Source organism: Mycobacterium sp. IDUB_24 (assembly GCF_055419385.1).
Window position 1 is genome coordinate 151,351 of the sequence record NZ_JBVAXO010000009.1, and the last position, 14,487, is coordinate 165,837.

Sequence of the window (14,487 nt, forward strand, 5' to 3'; positions counted from 1 at the left end):
CCGGGTCGGTCGCAGTGCGCTACAGCATCACCCATCCGATGCACACTCACCCATATCATCCGGATCTGGTGAGTGGCAGCGGGATTGCCGCAGTAGCGGCTGCGGCCGAGAAGGCGGGCTTCGACGGATTCGGCTTCACCGACCATCCGGCGCCGTCACAACGTTGGCTGGATGCCGGCGGACACGACGCGGTCGATCCGTTCGTGGCCATGTCATTCGCGGCGGCACACACCACGACGTTGCGCCTGGTGCCCAACATCGTGGTGCTGCCCTACCGAAACCCCTTCGTGGTCGCCAAATCCGGGGCCACCCTGGACGTCCTGTCGGGCGGACGGTTCACCCTGGCCGTCGGAGTGGGTTATCTCAAGCGGGAATTCGCCGCGCTCGGGGTGTCCTACGACGACCGTGCCGTGCTGTTCGACGAGGCACTCGAAGTCATCCGCGGGATCTGGACCACGGACGACTACAGCTATGAGGGTAAGAACTTCAGCGCCCGCGGTATCACCGCGCACCCCCGGCCGGCGGCAAGCCCTCATCCGCCGATCTGGGTCGGCGGCAACACCTCTGCCGCACGGGCGCGGGTGGCCAAGCACGGCGACGGCTGGTGCCCGTTCGCCGCGCCGCCAGGCCTGGCCAAGACTGCGGGCACTGCGGCGATCGACTCGCTGGATGCCTTGGCCTCCGGTATCGAGGACCTGCGGGCCCGGCTGGCCGCGGCCGGTCGCGATCCGGACGGAATCGACATCGTGTTCAACAACTTCGAGGGCGGCAGCCCCGGCGACGACGACTTCGATGCCGACGCGTACCTGGCCGGCGTGGACAAGCTCGCGGCGCTGGGCGTGACCTGGCTGCACGTGACGCTTCCTGGCGACAGCCTGGCCCATGCGCTGGAGGCCACCGAGAAGTTCGGCAAGACAGTCATCGCGGCTTAGCCCGCTCTACCGGTGTCGAAAGCGGCGCAGCGGTGTGGCTTATGCCGGCGTCAGCGCGGCGACCGGTGTGGTCGTCGTCGCGTGCACCAATAGCTCGGCCAGTTCGCGCGGTCGGCTCAAAAACGGTGAATGCGACGCGTCGATGCTCAGTTGCTCGACACCGAGCCGTTGTGTCACGGTGTCGGCCAGCCACTGCGGCATCGAGCGGTCCTGCAGACAACGGATGAAACTGCGAGGCAGATCGGCCGACCAGAACTGCGGCACCGACACCGGTGTGACCGTGGTATCACCGAACCGCTCCGGCCCCAGACGCTCGAAAGCCCAACGGGCAGTTGCCTCGTCGCAGTCATGGTAGAAGTAGCGCCACGCGCCGTCGAAGTCCGCGAAATGCATCGCGCCTTCGTCGTCGAAATGCAGATAGCTCAGCATCTCACCGACATCCGCATCGAAGTCACCGTCGAGCGAATCGTCGGCCGAGCGCATGGCCATCGCCTCGGGATATGTCCTGCCCTCCCGTGGCAACGCTGCAGCTAGATAGACGATGTGGCCCACCAGTTCCGGGGCGGCATCGGCAGCGAGGGTGGCGTCGAATCCACCGCCCGAATGTCCCACCAGCACATCGCCCGGCTGCATGATCTCGAGAATCGCGGCACGCCGGTTGGCCAGCGTTGATTCCTCGGCCAGCCGCGCACCATGTCCGGGCAGGTCCACGGCGACGCCGTCGTGACCCAGGCTCTGCACCTCGGCAATGGTGCGCTCCCAGCACCAGGCCGCATGAAAACCGCCGTGTACGAAGACGAATCGCACGGGCTACTCGTCGGTGATCGAAATGGCCTGCCGGGGGCACTGACGCACCGCTTCGCGGATCAGCGCCTCATTCTCGGGCGTCACATCCTCTTGCAGGATGTGTAGATAATCCTGATCGTCGAGGTCGAACACCTCGGGGGCGAGACCCATGCAGACTGCGTTGCTCTCGCAGATCTCGAAGTCGACTTGAACCTTCTTTGCCATTAGCGCAGAACCCTCACCGGCACATTGGAATAGCCCGCGACGTTCTGCATCTGAACGCGCTTCAGCTGATCCCATTTCACTTCGTAACGCGGCATGAAGTCGAGCAGCTTCTCAATGGCGACAACGCTCTCCATCCTGGCGAGCGCCGCCCCGAGACAACTGTGGATTCCGTAGCCCAGCCCCAGGTTCTGGGCCTCGGTGCGATCACGGTCGATGTCGAACGAGTCGGCATCGGTGAACGCGTCGGGATCGCGGTTGGCCGCCGCGCTGATCAGAAACACCGCCTTGCCTGCCGGAATGGTGCCGCTGGGCACGTGGGCTTCCTTGAGGGTGTACCGCACGTTGTACTGCACCGGCCCCTCGTAGCGCAGCAATTCCTCGACAGCGGCCGGGACCTTGTCCCGGTCATCGAGCAGCTTCTGCCACTGCTCGGGATTACGCGCGAACAGCACCATCGCGGTGCCGACGAGTTTGGTGACGGTCTCGGCCCCGGCTCCACCGAGAAGCGTGGCGAATCCGGTGATCTCGATGTCATCGAGGCGACGCATCTGGCCGTCCTCGCCGGGTATCTCCGCGGCGATCAGCCGGCTGATCATGTCGTCCTGCGGGTTTTCGCGACGCTTCTGCACCAGCCCGTAGTAGTAGATACCGGTGTCGATGTTGGCCTGCATTCCGGCCTCGGAGGTGACCATCTGTCCGGGCTCACGGGACAGGCTGGTGTCGATCCAGTGCCGGACCTGCTGGCGGTACTCGGGCTCGACCCCGGCCATGCGGGTGATGACCTCGACCGGGAACGGGCCCGAAAAGTCCTGGACGACATCGAACTCGTCGGAGTCGATCAACCGGAGGTGATGGTCGATCTGTTCGACGACGGTGTCGCGCTGGGACTGGATCATGCGGGGAGTGAACGCCTTGTTCAGCAGGCTGCGCATGTGCCGGTGATCCGGCGGGTCCATGAAGATGATCGACTTCTGCGGCGGCTCGTCGCTCTGCACCATGGCCAGATCGCAGCCGCGCGACGAGGAGAAGGCCTCGTGGTCCTTCAACGCAGCCGCCACGTCCTCATGCCGAGTCAGGGCGTAGAAGTCGGAGTCTTCGTTGTAGTACAGGGGCGCGTCTTCGCGCATCTGCCGGTACATGTCGAACGGGTTGTTGAAGAACTCCTCGGAGAACGGATCGAAAACCACCTGGGCCTTGGTCATTGGCGGGCTCCTCCTTCGCGGCGGGCTGGGCCGGAAGTGTTGTGACACGTTACGGGAAACTATGGAACTGTAACGCTAACAGTAGTCCGTTTGAGATAGTTTGAAAAGCACGAAATGCGTGCTGATCAGGTCGGGATGTCCAGCGGGATCACTGGAGCGCGGCGTCGAGCAGACCTTCGAGTCGGCCGAGGTCACTGTCCAGTTCAGAGGCTGTTCTGCGGACCACCGCCACGTCCTTGCCGATGAACTCACCGACCCGGGCGATGAATGCGTCGGCCGAGCCGGTGGCGGCGATACCGCCCAGCGCGCGGCTCGCCGCGCTGCCATGAGTCAGTGCGGTCAGCAGTGTCGCCTCGTCGATACCCAGTCGATCGCCCAGGCGTACGCCCTCGGCCACGGCGCCGATCTGCGCGGCGAACAACGCGTTGTTCACGAGCTTCACCCGCTGCCCGGCTCCGACCGGACCGACGTGCAACACCGGATCGGCGTAGGAGGCGATCACCTCGCGGGCGCGGACCACCGCATCGTCGTCGCCGCCGGCGAACACCGTGATGGTCCCGGCCGCGATGTCGTGCGGTCCACCGCTGACCGGAGCGTCGACGACAGCGATGCCGCGTGCGGCTGCGCGTTCGGCGAGAGCCTCGGCGGTGCGGGGGCTGCCCGTGGTGTGCAGCACAAGCACCGAACCCTCCGGCATCTCGTCGATCAGGTTCGGGCAGAGATCGCGCACCTGCTCGTCGGTGAACACGCACACGATCGTCACGTCGGCGCGGGCGACAGCCGCGCGCGAGGAGTCCACCGGCTCCGCACCGAGTTCGGCCACCGCAGTGCGTTTTTCGTCGTCGCGCCCGAGGGCCTGCACCTGGTGCCCGGCCTCGGCCAGGCGGCGCACCATCGGAGCGCCCATCCGGCCTGCGCCGATGAAACCTACGCGCATCAGCGGGGGTGGTTCATGATGGCCAGGGCGTTGTCGGCGGCATCAAACACTGCCCCCTGTGGGGCCGAGGCATCATCGGCCAGGCTCGCCGCGTGCCGGCAGTCTTTCTGTAGCAGCGCACCGGCGATCGGCGCCAGGTTGTCCAGGGTGCCGCCGAACATCGCGATGCTGTTGAGTGCCTTGCTGGTGGCCGAACCGCGGGAGATCACCTCGCACAGCGCTTGACGTGGAACCCCCAGTGCCTCACCGAGTTCCAGGGCGCTCATGGCGGCGCCGAGGTTGGCGCTGAACAGCAGGTTGTTCAGGATCTTGGCGACCTGCCCGGCGCCGACCCCACCCAGGTGCACGATCGGGTCGGCGTACGTGGCGAACACCGGGCGCACCCGCTCGACGACCTCTTCGTCGCCGCCGACCATCACCAGCAAGGTGCCGGCGTCGGCGGCGGGCTGGCCACCGCTCACCGGGGCATCGATGACGGAAATGCCCTGTTCGGCAGCCTTTTCGGCGATCTCGCGACAGGTGTCGGGGTGCACTGTCGAGTGGATGGCGACGACGCCACCCGGTGCCAGTCCGGCCAGCACACCGTTTTCGCCGTCGAGCACCTGCCGGACGTCGTCGTCACCGACCACACACAGGCAGACCAGATCACTGGCGGCAGCCAGTTCGGCGGGGGAGCCTGCGGACTTCGCCGCGGTGTCGGCGAACGGTTCCAGGGATGCCGGGCGCCGTGCCCACAGTGTGGTCTCGAAGCCGCCTTCGGCGATTCGCCGGGCCATCGGCGCTCCCTGGCTGCCCAGCCCGATAAATCCGACTCGCATCAACCTGCCTCCACTTCCACATTGGTTTTCTCAAGCGCTGCGGGCGCCTTGGTTACGCACTCATCGGCAAACGACAACACCTTGCGGTGATAGTCGGGGGCGGTCAGCCCCACACTGAGGTTGTGACCGCTGTCGGCGAGTTCCCCGGTCTCCACCCGCGGCGAGACGGTGAACATCGCACCGATGGCGTCCAGCGCCTCGGGATCGGATTCCCAGACGTTCTCGTACTCGCCGGCGAGGAACTGCACCGGAACTGTCGTCTTCCCGGCCAGCGCCGGGAATTCCTGCCGCGCCCAGGTTTTGATGACGTCGCCTTCGTAGGCGGTGCCGCCCGCGGACAATCCGGCGCCGATGACATCAGGCGGGTACAGCCGCGCCGGCTCCCACAGCAGCTCGCGCAGGCCGCGCGGCCGTTGTTGGGGCGAAGCATCTTTGAGCAGTTCCTGCGCGGCCGGGTGATACCGGCGACCGGTGCCGGCCAGTGAAACGCCGAGTACCTCTGGCCGCTGCACAGCCAGGTGCAACGCCAGCTCGCACCCCATCGAATGACCCAGCAGGAACACATCCGTTTCTCCGGCGATGCGCTGGATTGCGCCGAACGCCAGGGCGGCCCGCTGCTCGGGGCGTGCCATGGCATCCGGGTAGGCCGCCGAGGCGCCGTAGCCGGGGCGATCCAGTGCGATCACGGTGTAGCCATGGGCGACAGCGCTGCGCAGCAGTGACAGTTCCGGATGGCCGGGGCAATCGAAGTAGGCCGATGTGGTGGCACCGCCGTGCAACGCGACGACGACGGCCCTCGGGTCAGTGGACTCGGCGACCAAGGCCGACATCGGGACGCCGTCGACCATCACCACCCTGGGGTGCGGATCGGCCTTGTTCATGACCTAGTCGCCCCGGCGCATCAGCAGCACGCCGCTCGGTGTCAGACCTCCACTGCTGGCCACCGCCACGCGTGCATCCTTGACCTGGCGTTCGCCGGCCTCGCCGCGCAGCTGGGTGACGGCCTCGTGGATCAGACCCATCCCGTGCGTGCGGCCGTGCGAGAGCTGTCCACCGTGGGTGTTGAGCGGAATGACGCCGTCGCGGGCGATGTTGTGACCGCCCTCGAGGAAGTCCTTGGATTCTCCGATGCCGCAGAAGCCCAGGCCTTCCAGCCAGGACAGACAGTTGAAACTGAACCCGTCATACAGCTCGGCGACGTCGACATCGCTGGGGCGCAAAGAGGTTCGTGTCCACATATGTGCGCTCTGGCCCAGCACCTGTGGTTCGTGGGTCAGGGTGGTCTGATCCCAGTCGAGCCGTTCGACGATCTGGGTGCCCACCGCTTCGAACAGGATCGGCGGTTTCGGGCGGTCGGCGACAGTGTCTATCGCCGAGACGATGACGGCCACCGCGCCGTCGCACGGCACGTCACAGTCGTAGAGGCCGAACGGCGTGGTGATCATGCGGGCCGACAGATAGTCGTCCATTGTCAGCGGATCACGGTAGATGGCCGTCGGGTTCAGCGCCGCATTGGCGCGCTGGTTGAGCGCGATCCAGCCGAGCGTCTCCCGGGTCGTGCCGTACCGGTCGAAGTGGCGACCGGCGTTCTGCGCCAATGTGTGTGCCGCGGAGGTCGAGCCGAACGGCTGCTGCCAGCTGTTGGTCCGGCCGCCCATCGGGGGTGAGGCCTTGCCCTCCTTGACCAGCTGCCCGAATGTGGCCTCCCACAGCGTGCGGAAGCACAGCACATGCCGGGCCATCCCGGTGGCCACGGCCATCATTGCCGCGATCACCGAGCCGCCGGGACCGAAGGTGTCCATACCGCCGTTGATCCAGGTCGGCCGCAGTCCGAGCGCACCTTCCAGCGCGCTCACCCCGCCTTCGCCCATGCCGGCGATATCGAGTCCCGGGTAGGTGGACAGACCGTCGATGTCATCGAACGTCAAACCGGCGTCGGCGACCGCCTTTTCGGCGGCCTCGATGGTCAACGACAGCGGCGGGACCATCAGCCGGCGGCCGATCGTGGACATGCCGATGCCGGTGATGGCCGAGTGGTCCTCGAACTTCTCCTTGGTCAGCATCGGCCGGACGTACTTGGCCACATCCTGGGGCGCGATCGGCTCGGCGACCATCGGGGTGGACGTGGTGTCAGCCGACGGCTTGAACACCGGCAGCCAGACATCCTCGATGTGCTGGAAGTCGACTTCCATCGACATGCCGAGTTTGAGGTCCTCGGAATCACAGTCGACGACGTTGGTGGTCAACCGCACCCGGGGATCCTCGGCGATGGCGACCTCGGCCACCACATACGGCGGCGGCAGATCGGGGAAGCCGAACCGGTGGTTGACCGTGAACCCGGCCAGCGAGCCACGTCCGGACACGTCGCGTACACCCATGTTGTGGCTGCGGCAGTATCGGCAGACCGGCTGCGGCGGATGGATGAGGGCGCTGCAGTCCCGGCACTCCTGGATCCGCAGTACGCCGTCGGCGCCGGCAGTCCAGAAGTACTCGTTGAGCGTGGTAACCGTCGGGAGTGGACGTCCCGGTATCTGTGACAATTCGACTCCGGTGGTAAGCAGGTTATTCCAACTGGAGAATCACGTTACCAGTTTGCGTGATAGGTGATCCAGCGTTCCGGGCTCAGCCCGCCTCGTGCGCGACGCGCGTGTCTTTCAACTCGATGATCGCGTGGACCGGGCAGTCGAGGAGGGCACGCCGAACCGCGGCCTCGTCGGCGTCCGGGATGTTGCCGTCGCCCTGCAGTGCGGCGTAGCCCCAGTCGTCGAGCGGGAAATACTCCGGTGCGTGCTTGGCGCACAATCCGAAGCCATCACACATGGTGCGATCTAGCTTGACCTTCATACCGAGACCACCGCCTCCAGGGACTCCACTTCGTACGGCCGCGTGGCGCTGAATGCGCCGGATCGGCAGGCCTGACAGCCATTTTCGAGGTGACGCTGCACGTCATCGGGGAACTGGGCCAGCAGGCTGGCCGCCACGTTGGCCGCGCCGTCGAGCGTCGCGCAGGCGCCGCGGCCGCGTAGGACCACCGACCATCGCTTGAGCCGGTCCAGATCTTCCTGACCGGCCAGCCCGTCACGCAGGCCGGCGGCCACCGCTGCCATCGCGGCGGTCCCGTTGAAGCACGAACCGCACTGGCCCGCGTTCTCCCGGTCGAAGTAGGCCAGCACCGAGGCTGCGACCGCCACCGGGCAGTCGTCGGTGAGGATGCCGATCGCGCCGCAGCCCAAACCACTGCCGAGTGCGCATACGGACTCGTGATCCAGCGTGGCGCCGACGATGTCCCGGTTGACCAGCCCGGCGAAATACCCGCCCATCAGCGCACCGCGAACGCTGTCGGTGGACACCCCGTGCAGGGTCAGGAGATCGGCGAACGCGATACCGTGCGGCAGTTCGTAGAGCGCGGGCACGCGTCCGGCGCCGGTGATCGTGGCCAGGAAGGTGCCGGGGGAGGCCTCTGTGCCCAGTTCCCGGAACGTCTGCGCCCCGTGCTGGTTCAGGTAGGCCAGGTGGGCCAGTGTCTCGACGTTGCTGATCAGCGTCGGTTTGCCGGCGACTCCCTCCTCGAAGGGGCGCGGAGGTTTGTCGGTCGGCTTGGCCGGCCCACCGTTGACCACATGCACGGCGGCGGTCTCCTCGCCCGCGACATAACCCGGTGCGACGGTGAGTAATTCGATCGCCACACCAGGCAGCGCACCGACGAGTTCATCGAGCGCGCACTCGACACTTTCGGCGGCAGCCGGATCCGATACGTAAACCACGGCGCGGTCGGCCCCGACGATCCCGGCGGCCAGCCGCAGTCCATCGAGCACGGCGTGCGGGCGATTGCGCAGCAACCAGCGGTCCTTGATCGAAGCCGGCTCGCCCTCCTCGCCATTGGCGATAACCACGGTGCCGGCATCTCCGGCGGCTCGGCGCCCGTTGTCGCGCACCGTCCGCAGCTTCACCGCCAACGGAAAGGCTGCACCGCCCCGGCCGAGTAATCCACTGGCCTGCACTTCGGCCAGTAGATGATCCGAATCGGCAAGTGCGCCATAGCCCCCGGCCCGCTGATACTCATCGAGGCTTTCCGGCCCGTCGCGGAGCAGGCGCGGGGTGATCCCCGGCCATACCGCGACTGTGAGTTCGGCTGTCATGGTCACTTCCCGTCCCCGGTTAGGCTTACCGGCATGAGAACTGCGGTGGTGCGCGTCGGAGTCGACCCGGCCGGCGAGCTCGGTGCGGAGCAGCTATCCGACGGCATGGCAACGCTCCGTGAGTTGCTGGGTGAACGTGGGGCCGAGGTGCTGGACAATCAGCTCGCCGAACTGCCCGCGCATCGCCGCGAGGTCGAGGTGCTGATCGCCGGCGACCACGCAGCGGAGCTGCAGTCCGTCGCGATGGAACTGTGCGCCAAGGCGTTTGGCACCACGCCCGCGGCGGGCGTGGTCACCTTCGTCAGCCGCGGCACCGATGAGGACGTTCGCGGTGTGCTGGCCGGGTTCGGCCTCTCGGGCGACATCAGCCGGACGGTCGACTCCGAAGGTTGGGACGTGGTGACGGTGACCCTGGACAAGGCCGACCTTTCCCGCATCCCGGAAAGCCGCATCCACACCGCCCTGGAGGCTTCGCTGAACTGCGAGGTGCACATCCGGACGGTTTGAGACGTCCACAGCCGGCACCACGTTCACGCCGACCTCAGAAAATCGATGATGGCGGGGGCGGCCTGCACCCAGGTGTCGAACAGGCAGAACGTCTTGCCTCCGCTCTGCGCGAACCTCTCACCCGCCCGTTCCCAGGCATCCTCGGGCCAGGGCGGATCGATCAGCTCGGAACCCTTGATCAGACAACTGACTTCGAGCGAAGTGCGCTTGGGGTGATCCCAGTCGTTCTCGCCGCCACGGATGATCAGGGTGGGAGCGGTGATGTTGTCGAACATCTCGTCGGGCACGCCGGGGATGGTCTGGCCGGGCTTCGACACGAACGCGTTGAGCCACCGCAGCATGACTTTGAGGAACTCGTCGGCATCGAGATCGAGCAGGCGCTGCCGGTTCGCCGGGTTCTCCGCGATCCGTTCGCGCCATTCCGGCACGCTGAGCAACCCCTCGATGCCGAGTCCGCGTACCGCGAGGATGCTCGGGGTGATGTAATGACCGCCGAGCACGAATGACCCGTACACGCCGCCGACGATGTTCCACACCACCAGCTTTCGCACGATCTCGGGATAGAGCATGGTGGTCAGCATCGAGTCCCGGGCGCCGCCGGAGCCGCCGAGGATGAAGCACGGACCGATCTCGAGGGCGGTGATCAGCTTGTAGAGCGTCTCGGCACGCATATGCGATTCACTCTGACCGTAGAACTGCACATCGGAGCGACCACAGTTGGGCCGGTCCCACAGCAGCACCCGGTAGCCGCCCTCGACCAGCGCTTCCGCCAAAGGTCGTAGCCCCGGAATGTCCTTACTGAACCTGCCGCCGGGGGTAAGGGCGATGAAATCGCCTTTGTCGCCGAGGATTTCGTAGACGACGCTGCCGCCGTTGATCTCCATGCTCTTCTCGCCCGGCTTGAGTTCGGGCCCATCCAAAACCAGGTCAGTCATGGTCGACGAATCCTTTGTAAGCTCAGTCATGCCATCACCAGTACTTCTTCTCCAACCACACGGACCGGGTATGTGCGGATACTCCATTCCGGCTTCACCGCGGTGGTGCCGGTCGCCAGCTCGAAACCCCATTGGTGCCAGGGGCAGTAGATGAACTCCTTGTCGCGCACCATCACCGCGTCGCCCGGTACCAACTCATCGACCACCGTGCGGCCACGGGCGCGGCCCGAGCACAGCGGACCGCCTTCGTGCGGGCAGTAGTTGGCGATGGCGTAGAAGGTGCCGTTGACGTTGTACACACCGACGCCGTGACGGCCGATCGGTACGAGCTTGTGTGTGCCAGGCGGGATTTCATCGACGTTGGCGACGACGTGCTCGCGTCCCTGCGCGAGTCGGGGGCGCTTCTCGGGCTCGCTCATCAGAACACCCGCACCTGTCCCTCGAGGGCCGGAACGGTCTCTGGCAGCTTGTAGGTTTCGATACCGTTGCGGAACATGATGGCCTCCCGCGCGTGCTCGGGCAGGTGCTTGACCAGCCAGCGGGGATCGTCGAACGTCCAGTGCGGATAGTCGCTGGAATACAGCAGGATCTTGTCGCACTCCATCCACTCGAAGGCCCGTGACAGCTCGGTCTTGTCCTCGGGGTAGTCCAGCGGCTGGGTGGTGAACTTGATGTGGTCCTTGACGTATTCACTCGGCTTGCGCTTGATGTCCATCCAGCCCTTGCGTGCCGCGTAGATGGCGTCCATGCGCCACATCAACGGCAGGATCCAGGTGAACGCGTGCTCGACGAACACCACCCGCAGCGTCGGGAACCGGTCGAAAACTCCGTCGAAGATCAGGCTCATCACCTGGTTGGCCGCCAGCAGCGAGTAGCTCACCATGAAGTCGTGGTTGTAGCTGGGCAACCCGACCGGGGGAGTGGGAAGCGTCTCGTACTCGCCACGGGACAAGTGACAGCTCACCGTGATGTCGTGCTTGGTGGCCGCGGCCCAGATCGGGTCGTACTTCGGATCGCCCCATGACGGTCGGGGCTCGGCCTTCATCAGAACCTGTGCCATGTACGGGTGTTCAGCCCACTGCTCGATTTCGGCAACCGCGGTCTGGGGCTCTTCGATGGCTACACAGATGGACCCCCGCCACCGTTCATGCCAGTTGTTGTTGGAGTCCAACCATTTGTCGGCCAGCCAATGGTTGACCGCCGTGCAGTAGGCGGCAGTGGCTTCGCCGAGGCGGCTCTCGGTGTGGGTCGGCTCCAGGATGGCGATATCGGAGCCGGCCTCCATGACGAGCTGACGCAGCGCCATGTCGGGGTCGCTGCAGGCGAATTCGCCATCCGGCGGGAACGCGTCCACGCGCATGGCGTAGGCATGTGCGTAATCCGGTGCGTCGTAGTAGATCTGCTCGCCTACCTTGTGGCTCAGAAAGTACTTGCTGCGCCACGGTTCAGGGATGTACTCGATCAGCTCGCCGCGCCGCGGCATGGGGTGGACGTCGGAGTCGACGCATCGAACCGCGATCCGCTCGGCCGCGGGCACCCGGGGGTGAGTTGTGACGGACATCTACTGTGCCTCCCTCGAATGCCTACTGCGCCGCGACTGCGGACGATGGGACCAGCCCGGTGAGGTCGCGCTCCAGCCGGTAAAGCTCTGCGGCGTTGCGCCACAACAACTTGTCGCGCTGTTCGGTGCTGAACGCGCTGGGGACCTCCGGCTCGTTGAGCTGCCAATGTGGATAGCTGGAGCCGAACATCAACATGTCTTCCTTGCCGGTGAAGGTCAACCACTCGCCGGCGAACTCGGTGTCACCCGGACCGTCGAGGGCGCCCTGGACGAAGTAGACGTGCCCGGGCAAGTAATCGCTGGGCATCTTGGGTGCCCACGGGGTCTGCTCGAGGTGAGGGCGACCGAAGCAATCCATCCTCCACATGAACGGGGTCAACATATCCGCGGCGCCGTCCGCCCAGACGAATTTCAGTGTGGGCGTTCGCTCGAACACACCCTCGGCGATCATGTTCATGAGGTGATAGATGTAGTTGAGCGCCATGAATCCGAGGTACTGCTCGTAGGTTCGGGTCTTGCCCGAGGGTGTCGGCGCGAACTGGATGCCCGACCCGCCCTCGATGTGTACGGCAACCGGCAGGCCCGCCGCGGCGGCTGCGTCCCACAGGGGCCAGAACTGCGGCTTCCCATAGAGTTCACGGGACTGCATCGGAATGCCGATCTGCACCACGCGCGGGTGGTCCTTGTATTTGTCGATCTCACGCAGTGCACCGGCGATGTCGTCCGGATTGACCCGGATGGTGCCGCGGAACCGCTCGCCGTGTTCGTCGTGCTCGAGCCAACGGGTCACCATCATTTCGTTGTGTGCGGCGGCCAGCGCGGAACCGAGGTGACGGTCGGGCATGATGCCCCGGGTCATCGGGTGCAGGATCGCGATGTCGACGCCTCGGTCGGCGAACAGATGCCGGGCGGCGATGTCCGGATCGGAGCCGGGGTACTGGCGGTCGGGCCCCTTGGTGTCCTTGGCGTACTCGCCGCCCGGTGCGCCGTACCAGTTCATCTCGTAATCGGGAAAGCCACGGCTGGCGAACGGTTCCTTCAGGAAGTTCTGCCGCAGGTCCTTGTTCGACCGGACGAATATGTGCACGCTCGCATCGATGACCGGTACTCGTGTGCCGTCGGTTTGCTCTATGGCCAAGACTGTCCTCCGATGTTCGTCCGGAACGAGCTGTGCACGGGCCTATGGCGGCGTGCTGTTGCGCCGGACCTCACAGCCAGTCTAGATCCATATTCTTCTATGGCAAGAACATAGTTCTCGGACCGTCGCGCCTCTTTGTCGCAGGTAAGCGCCAGTGCTGATCACCCGCACAGCGCGCTGTTGTGGAGAATAGATACTTGCTGGAGGAGAAGGGTTCGCCATAGAAAGAGAATGCTATTCTCCTCTCGACGCGACAGTGCAGCAGGAGGCGGCGGGTGCTACTCGAATTCGATGCCGATCAGCGGCTATGGCAGGAAACCGTGCGTGACGCGGTGACCAAGCAATGCCCGGCCACGCTGGTCCGTGAAGTGGCCGAACAGGGTGTCGACCCGACACCGTTGTGGCAGAGCTATATCGACCAGGGCTGGACGGAGCTCACCGACCCCGAGAATGCGGTGGAATTGGCCATCGTGCTCGAAGAACTCGGCCGGGCCACCGATCTGACGCCCTATCTGGCGACCATGACCCAGTACGCGCCGCTGGCGGGGGACCGGTTCGACGCGGCCAAGGCCGGCGCCGCGGTGTACAGCGGTGTGACGGCCAACCGGGATGCCACCGGTTGGGTGCTGTCCGGAACGGCGCATCACGTTCTCGACGGTGACCGGGCGCAGAACCTGGCCGTGGTGACCGACGGTGGAGTGTTCCTGGTCGACGCGGCCAAAGCGTCCGTCGTTCGCAGCTCGATCTTCGATCCGGTGTTGCACGTGGCCGACGTGTCCTTCGACAACGTGCACGTCGACGACGCGGACCGTGTGACCGCGCACGCGAGGAGCGAAAAGGCTCCAGTGGATACCGAGAAGGCGCACCATCTAGCCCTGACCGGTTTGGCCATCACCATGGTTGGTGCCTGCCAGCGGACGCTGGATCTCGTCCTCGAACATGTGAAGCAGCGCCAGCAGTTCGGCGTGGCGATCGGGACGTTCCAAGCGGTGCAGCACAAGGCCGTCGACATGCACGTGGCCATCGAAAGAGCCCGTGCGCTGGCCTATTTCGCCGCGCTGACGATCGCCGCCGACGATCCGCGGCGCCGACTGGCGGCGAGGATGGCCAAGGCGGCGGCGGGGGAGTGCCAGACCGTGGTGTTCCGCCACGGCGTGCAGTTGTTCGGTGGGATGGGGTTCACCTGGGAGAACGACGTGCAGTTCGCGCTGAAGCGAGCGAAGGCCGGCGAGCTGCTCCTGGGCGGCGCCGCCGAGCACCGAGCCGTGATCGCCGCCGAGTACCGCACGACCTACAGGGGACTGTGA

The 14,487-nt window shown here is 65.7% G+C and carries 16 protein-coding genes; 3 read left to right on the top strand and 13 right to left on the bottom strand.

Features of this window, described 5'->3' with window-relative positions:
* Positions 1-14 precede the first annotated feature (14 nt).
* The gene (locus ACZYZF_RS27600) at positions 15-932 is read left to right on the top strand and encodes an LLM class F420-dependent oxidoreductase (RefSeq protein WP_463747506.1); all 918 of its coding nucleotides are present in this window, start codon (positions 15-17) and stop codon (positions 930-932) included.
* Between the two features lie 39 nt (positions 933-971).
* On the opposite strand, the gene ACZYZF_RS27605 is transcribed toward ACZYZF_RS27600, so the two are convergent.
* The 9 genes from ACZYZF_RS27605 to ACZYZF_RS27645 all read right to left on the bottom strand — a co-directional run bounded on the left by ACZYZF_RS27605 (position 972) and on the right by ACZYZF_RS27645 (position 9,039).
* Positions 972-1,739, bottom strand: coding sequence for an alpha/beta fold hydrolase (locus ACZYZF_RS27605; RefSeq protein WP_463747357.1), 768 nt, complete (start codon positions 1,737-1,739; stop codon positions 972-974).
* A gap of 3 nt (positions 1,740-1,742) precedes the next feature.
* A complete protein-coding gene (locus tag ACZYZF_RS27610; RefSeq protein ID WP_463747356.1) occupies positions 1,743-1,943 on the bottom strand; it encodes a ferredoxin in 201 nt (66 codons plus the stop codon).
* A complete protein-coding gene (locus tag ACZYZF_RS27615; protein WP_463747355.1) occupies positions 1,943-3,145 on the bottom strand; it encodes a cytochrome P450 in 1,203 nt (400 codons plus the stop codon). Before ACZYZF_RS27615 ends, ACZYZF_RS27610 begins: the two co-directional genes overlap by 1 nt.
* A gap of 148 nt (positions 3,146-3,293) precedes the next feature.
* Positions 3,294-4,082: an NAD(P)-dependent oxidoreductase gene (locus ACZYZF_RS27620; RefSeq protein WP_463747354.1), complete on the bottom strand. Its 789-nt coding sequence runs from the start codon at positions 4,080-4,082 to the stop codon at positions 3,294-3,296.
* Complete coding sequence (locus tag ACZYZF_RS27625; protein WP_463747353.1) at positions 4,082-4,900, bottom strand: NAD(P)-dependent oxidoreductase; 819 nt, start codon at positions 4,898-4,900, stop codon at positions 4,082-4,084. Before ACZYZF_RS27625 ends, ACZYZF_RS27620 begins: the two co-directional genes overlap by 1 nt.
* Positions 4,900-5,781 (bottom strand): alpha/beta fold hydrolase, encoded by an 882-nt coding sequence (locus tag ACZYZF_RS27630; RefSeq protein ID WP_463747352.1) that lies wholly within the window; start codon positions 5,779-5,781, stop codon positions 4,900-4,902. Before ACZYZF_RS27630 ends, ACZYZF_RS27625 begins: the two co-directional genes overlap by 1 nt.
* A 3-nt stretch (positions 5,782-5,784) precedes the next feature.
* A complete protein-coding gene (locus tag ACZYZF_RS27635; RefSeq protein ID WP_463747351.1) occupies positions 5,785-7,440 on the bottom strand; it encodes a thiolase C-terminal domain-containing protein in 1,656 nt (551 codons plus the stop codon).
* An 82-nt stretch (positions 7,441-7,522) separates the two neighbouring features.
* Positions 7,523-7,744 (bottom strand): ferredoxin, encoded by a 222-nt coding sequence (locus ACZYZF_RS27640; RefSeq protein ID WP_463747350.1) that lies wholly within the window; start codon positions 7,742-7,744, stop codon positions 7,523-7,525.
* Positions 7,741-9,039 (bottom strand): NADH-ubiquinone oxidoreductase-F iron-sulfur binding region domain-containing protein, encoded by a 1,299-nt coding sequence (locus tag ACZYZF_RS27645; protein ID WP_463747349.1) that lies wholly within the window; start codon positions 9,037-9,039, stop codon positions 7,741-7,743. The genes ACZYZF_RS27640 and ACZYZF_RS27645 overlap by 4 nt, the downstream gene beginning before the upstream one ends.
* Positions 9,040-9,072: 33 nt before the next feature.
* Here ACZYZF_RS27645 and ACZYZF_RS27650 point away from each other — a divergent pair, with 33 nt between their 5' ends.
* Positions 9,073-9,546, top strand: coding sequence for a hypothetical protein (locus ACZYZF_RS27650; protein WP_463747348.1), 474 nt, complete (start codon positions 9,073-9,075; stop codon positions 9,544-9,546).
* Between the two features lie 23 nt (positions 9,547-9,569).
* Here the strand turns inward: ACZYZF_RS27650 and ACZYZF_RS27655 are convergent, their stop codons facing one another.
* From ACZYZF_RS27655 to ACZYZF_RS27670, 4 genes are read right to left on the bottom strand one after another with little or no spacing between them, the layout of a single operon-like run.
* A complete protein-coding gene (locus ACZYZF_RS27655; RefSeq protein ID WP_463747505.1) occupies positions 9,570-10,481 on the bottom strand; it encodes an alpha/beta fold hydrolase in 912 nt (303 codons plus the stop codon).
* A 26-nt stretch (positions 10,482-10,507) separates the two neighbouring features.
* Complete coding sequence (locus ACZYZF_RS27660) at positions 10,508-10,900, bottom strand: Rieske (2Fe-2S) protein (protein WP_463747347.1); 393 nt, start codon at positions 10,898-10,900, stop codon at positions 10,508-10,510.
* A complete protein-coding gene (locus ACZYZF_RS27665) occupies positions 10,900-12,042 on the bottom strand; it encodes an amidohydrolase family protein (protein WP_463747346.1) in 1,143 nt (380 codons plus the stop codon). Before ACZYZF_RS27665 ends, ACZYZF_RS27660 begins: the two co-directional genes overlap by 1 nt.
* Positions 12,043-12,064: 22 nt before the next feature.
* The gene (locus ACZYZF_RS27670) at positions 12,065-13,180 is read right to left on the bottom strand and encodes an amidohydrolase family protein (protein ID WP_463747345.1); all 1,116 of its coding nucleotides are present in this window, start codon (positions 13,178-13,180) and stop codon (positions 12,065-12,067) included.
* A 275-nt stretch (positions 13,181-13,455) separates the two neighbouring features.
* Between ACZYZF_RS27670 and ACZYZF_RS27675 the strand changes: the two genes are divergently transcribed.
* A complete protein-coding gene (locus tag ACZYZF_RS27675) occupies positions 13,456-14,487 on the top strand; it encodes an acyl-CoA dehydrogenase family protein (RefSeq protein WP_463747344.1) in 1,032 nt (343 codons plus the stop codon).

What these genes read in the sequence shown, in the direction of transcription:
- ACZYZF_RS27610 (WP_463747356.1), bottom strand. Translation starts at nt 1,943, where the DNA reads ATGGCAAAGAAGGTTCAAGTCGACTTCGAGATCTGCGAGAGCAACGCA.
- ACZYZF_RS27660 (WP_463747347.1), bottom strand. Translation starts at nt 10,900, where the DNA reads ATGAGCGAGCCCGAGAAGCGCCCCCGACTCGCGCAGGGACGCGAGCAC.
- ACZYZF_RS27630 (WP_463747352.1), bottom strand. Translation starts at nt 5,781, where the DNA reads ATGAACAAGGCCGATCCGCACCCCAGGGTGGTGATGGTCGACGGCGTC.
- ACZYZF_RS27640 (WP_463747350.1), bottom strand. Translation starts at nt 7,744, where the DNA reads ATGAAGGTCAAGCTAGATCGCACCATGTGTGATGGCTTCGGATTGTGC.
- ACZYZF_RS27655 (WP_463747505.1), bottom strand. Translation starts at nt 10,481, where the DNA reads ATGACTGACCTGGTTTTGGATGGGCCCGAACTCAAGCCGGGCGAGAAG.
- ACZYZF_RS27615 (WP_463747355.1), bottom strand. Translation starts at nt 3,145, where the DNA reads ATGACCAAGGCCCAGGTGGTTTTCGATCCGTTCTCCGAGGAGTTCTTC.
- ACZYZF_RS27645 (WP_463747349.1), bottom strand. Translation starts at nt 9,039, where the DNA reads ATGACAGCCGAACTCACAGTCGCGGTATGGCCGGGGATCACCCCGCGC.
- ACZYZF_RS27665 (WP_463747346.1), bottom strand. Translation starts at nt 12,042, where the DNA reads ATGTCCGTCACAACTCACCCCCGGGTGCCCGCGGCCGAGCGGATCGCG.
- ACZYZF_RS27620 (WP_463747354.1), bottom strand. Translation starts at nt 4,082, where the DNA reads ATGCGCGTAGGTTTCATCGGCGCAGGCCGGATGGGCGCTCCGATGGTG.
- ACZYZF_RS27650 (WP_463747348.1), top strand. Translation starts at nt 9,073, where the DNA reads ATGAGAACTGCGGTGGTGCGCGTCGGAGTCGACCCGGCCGGCGAGCTC.
- ACZYZF_RS27625 (WP_463747353.1), bottom strand. Translation starts at nt 4,900, where the DNA reads ATGCGAGTCGGATTTATCGGGCTGGGCAGCCAGGGAGCGCCGATGGCC.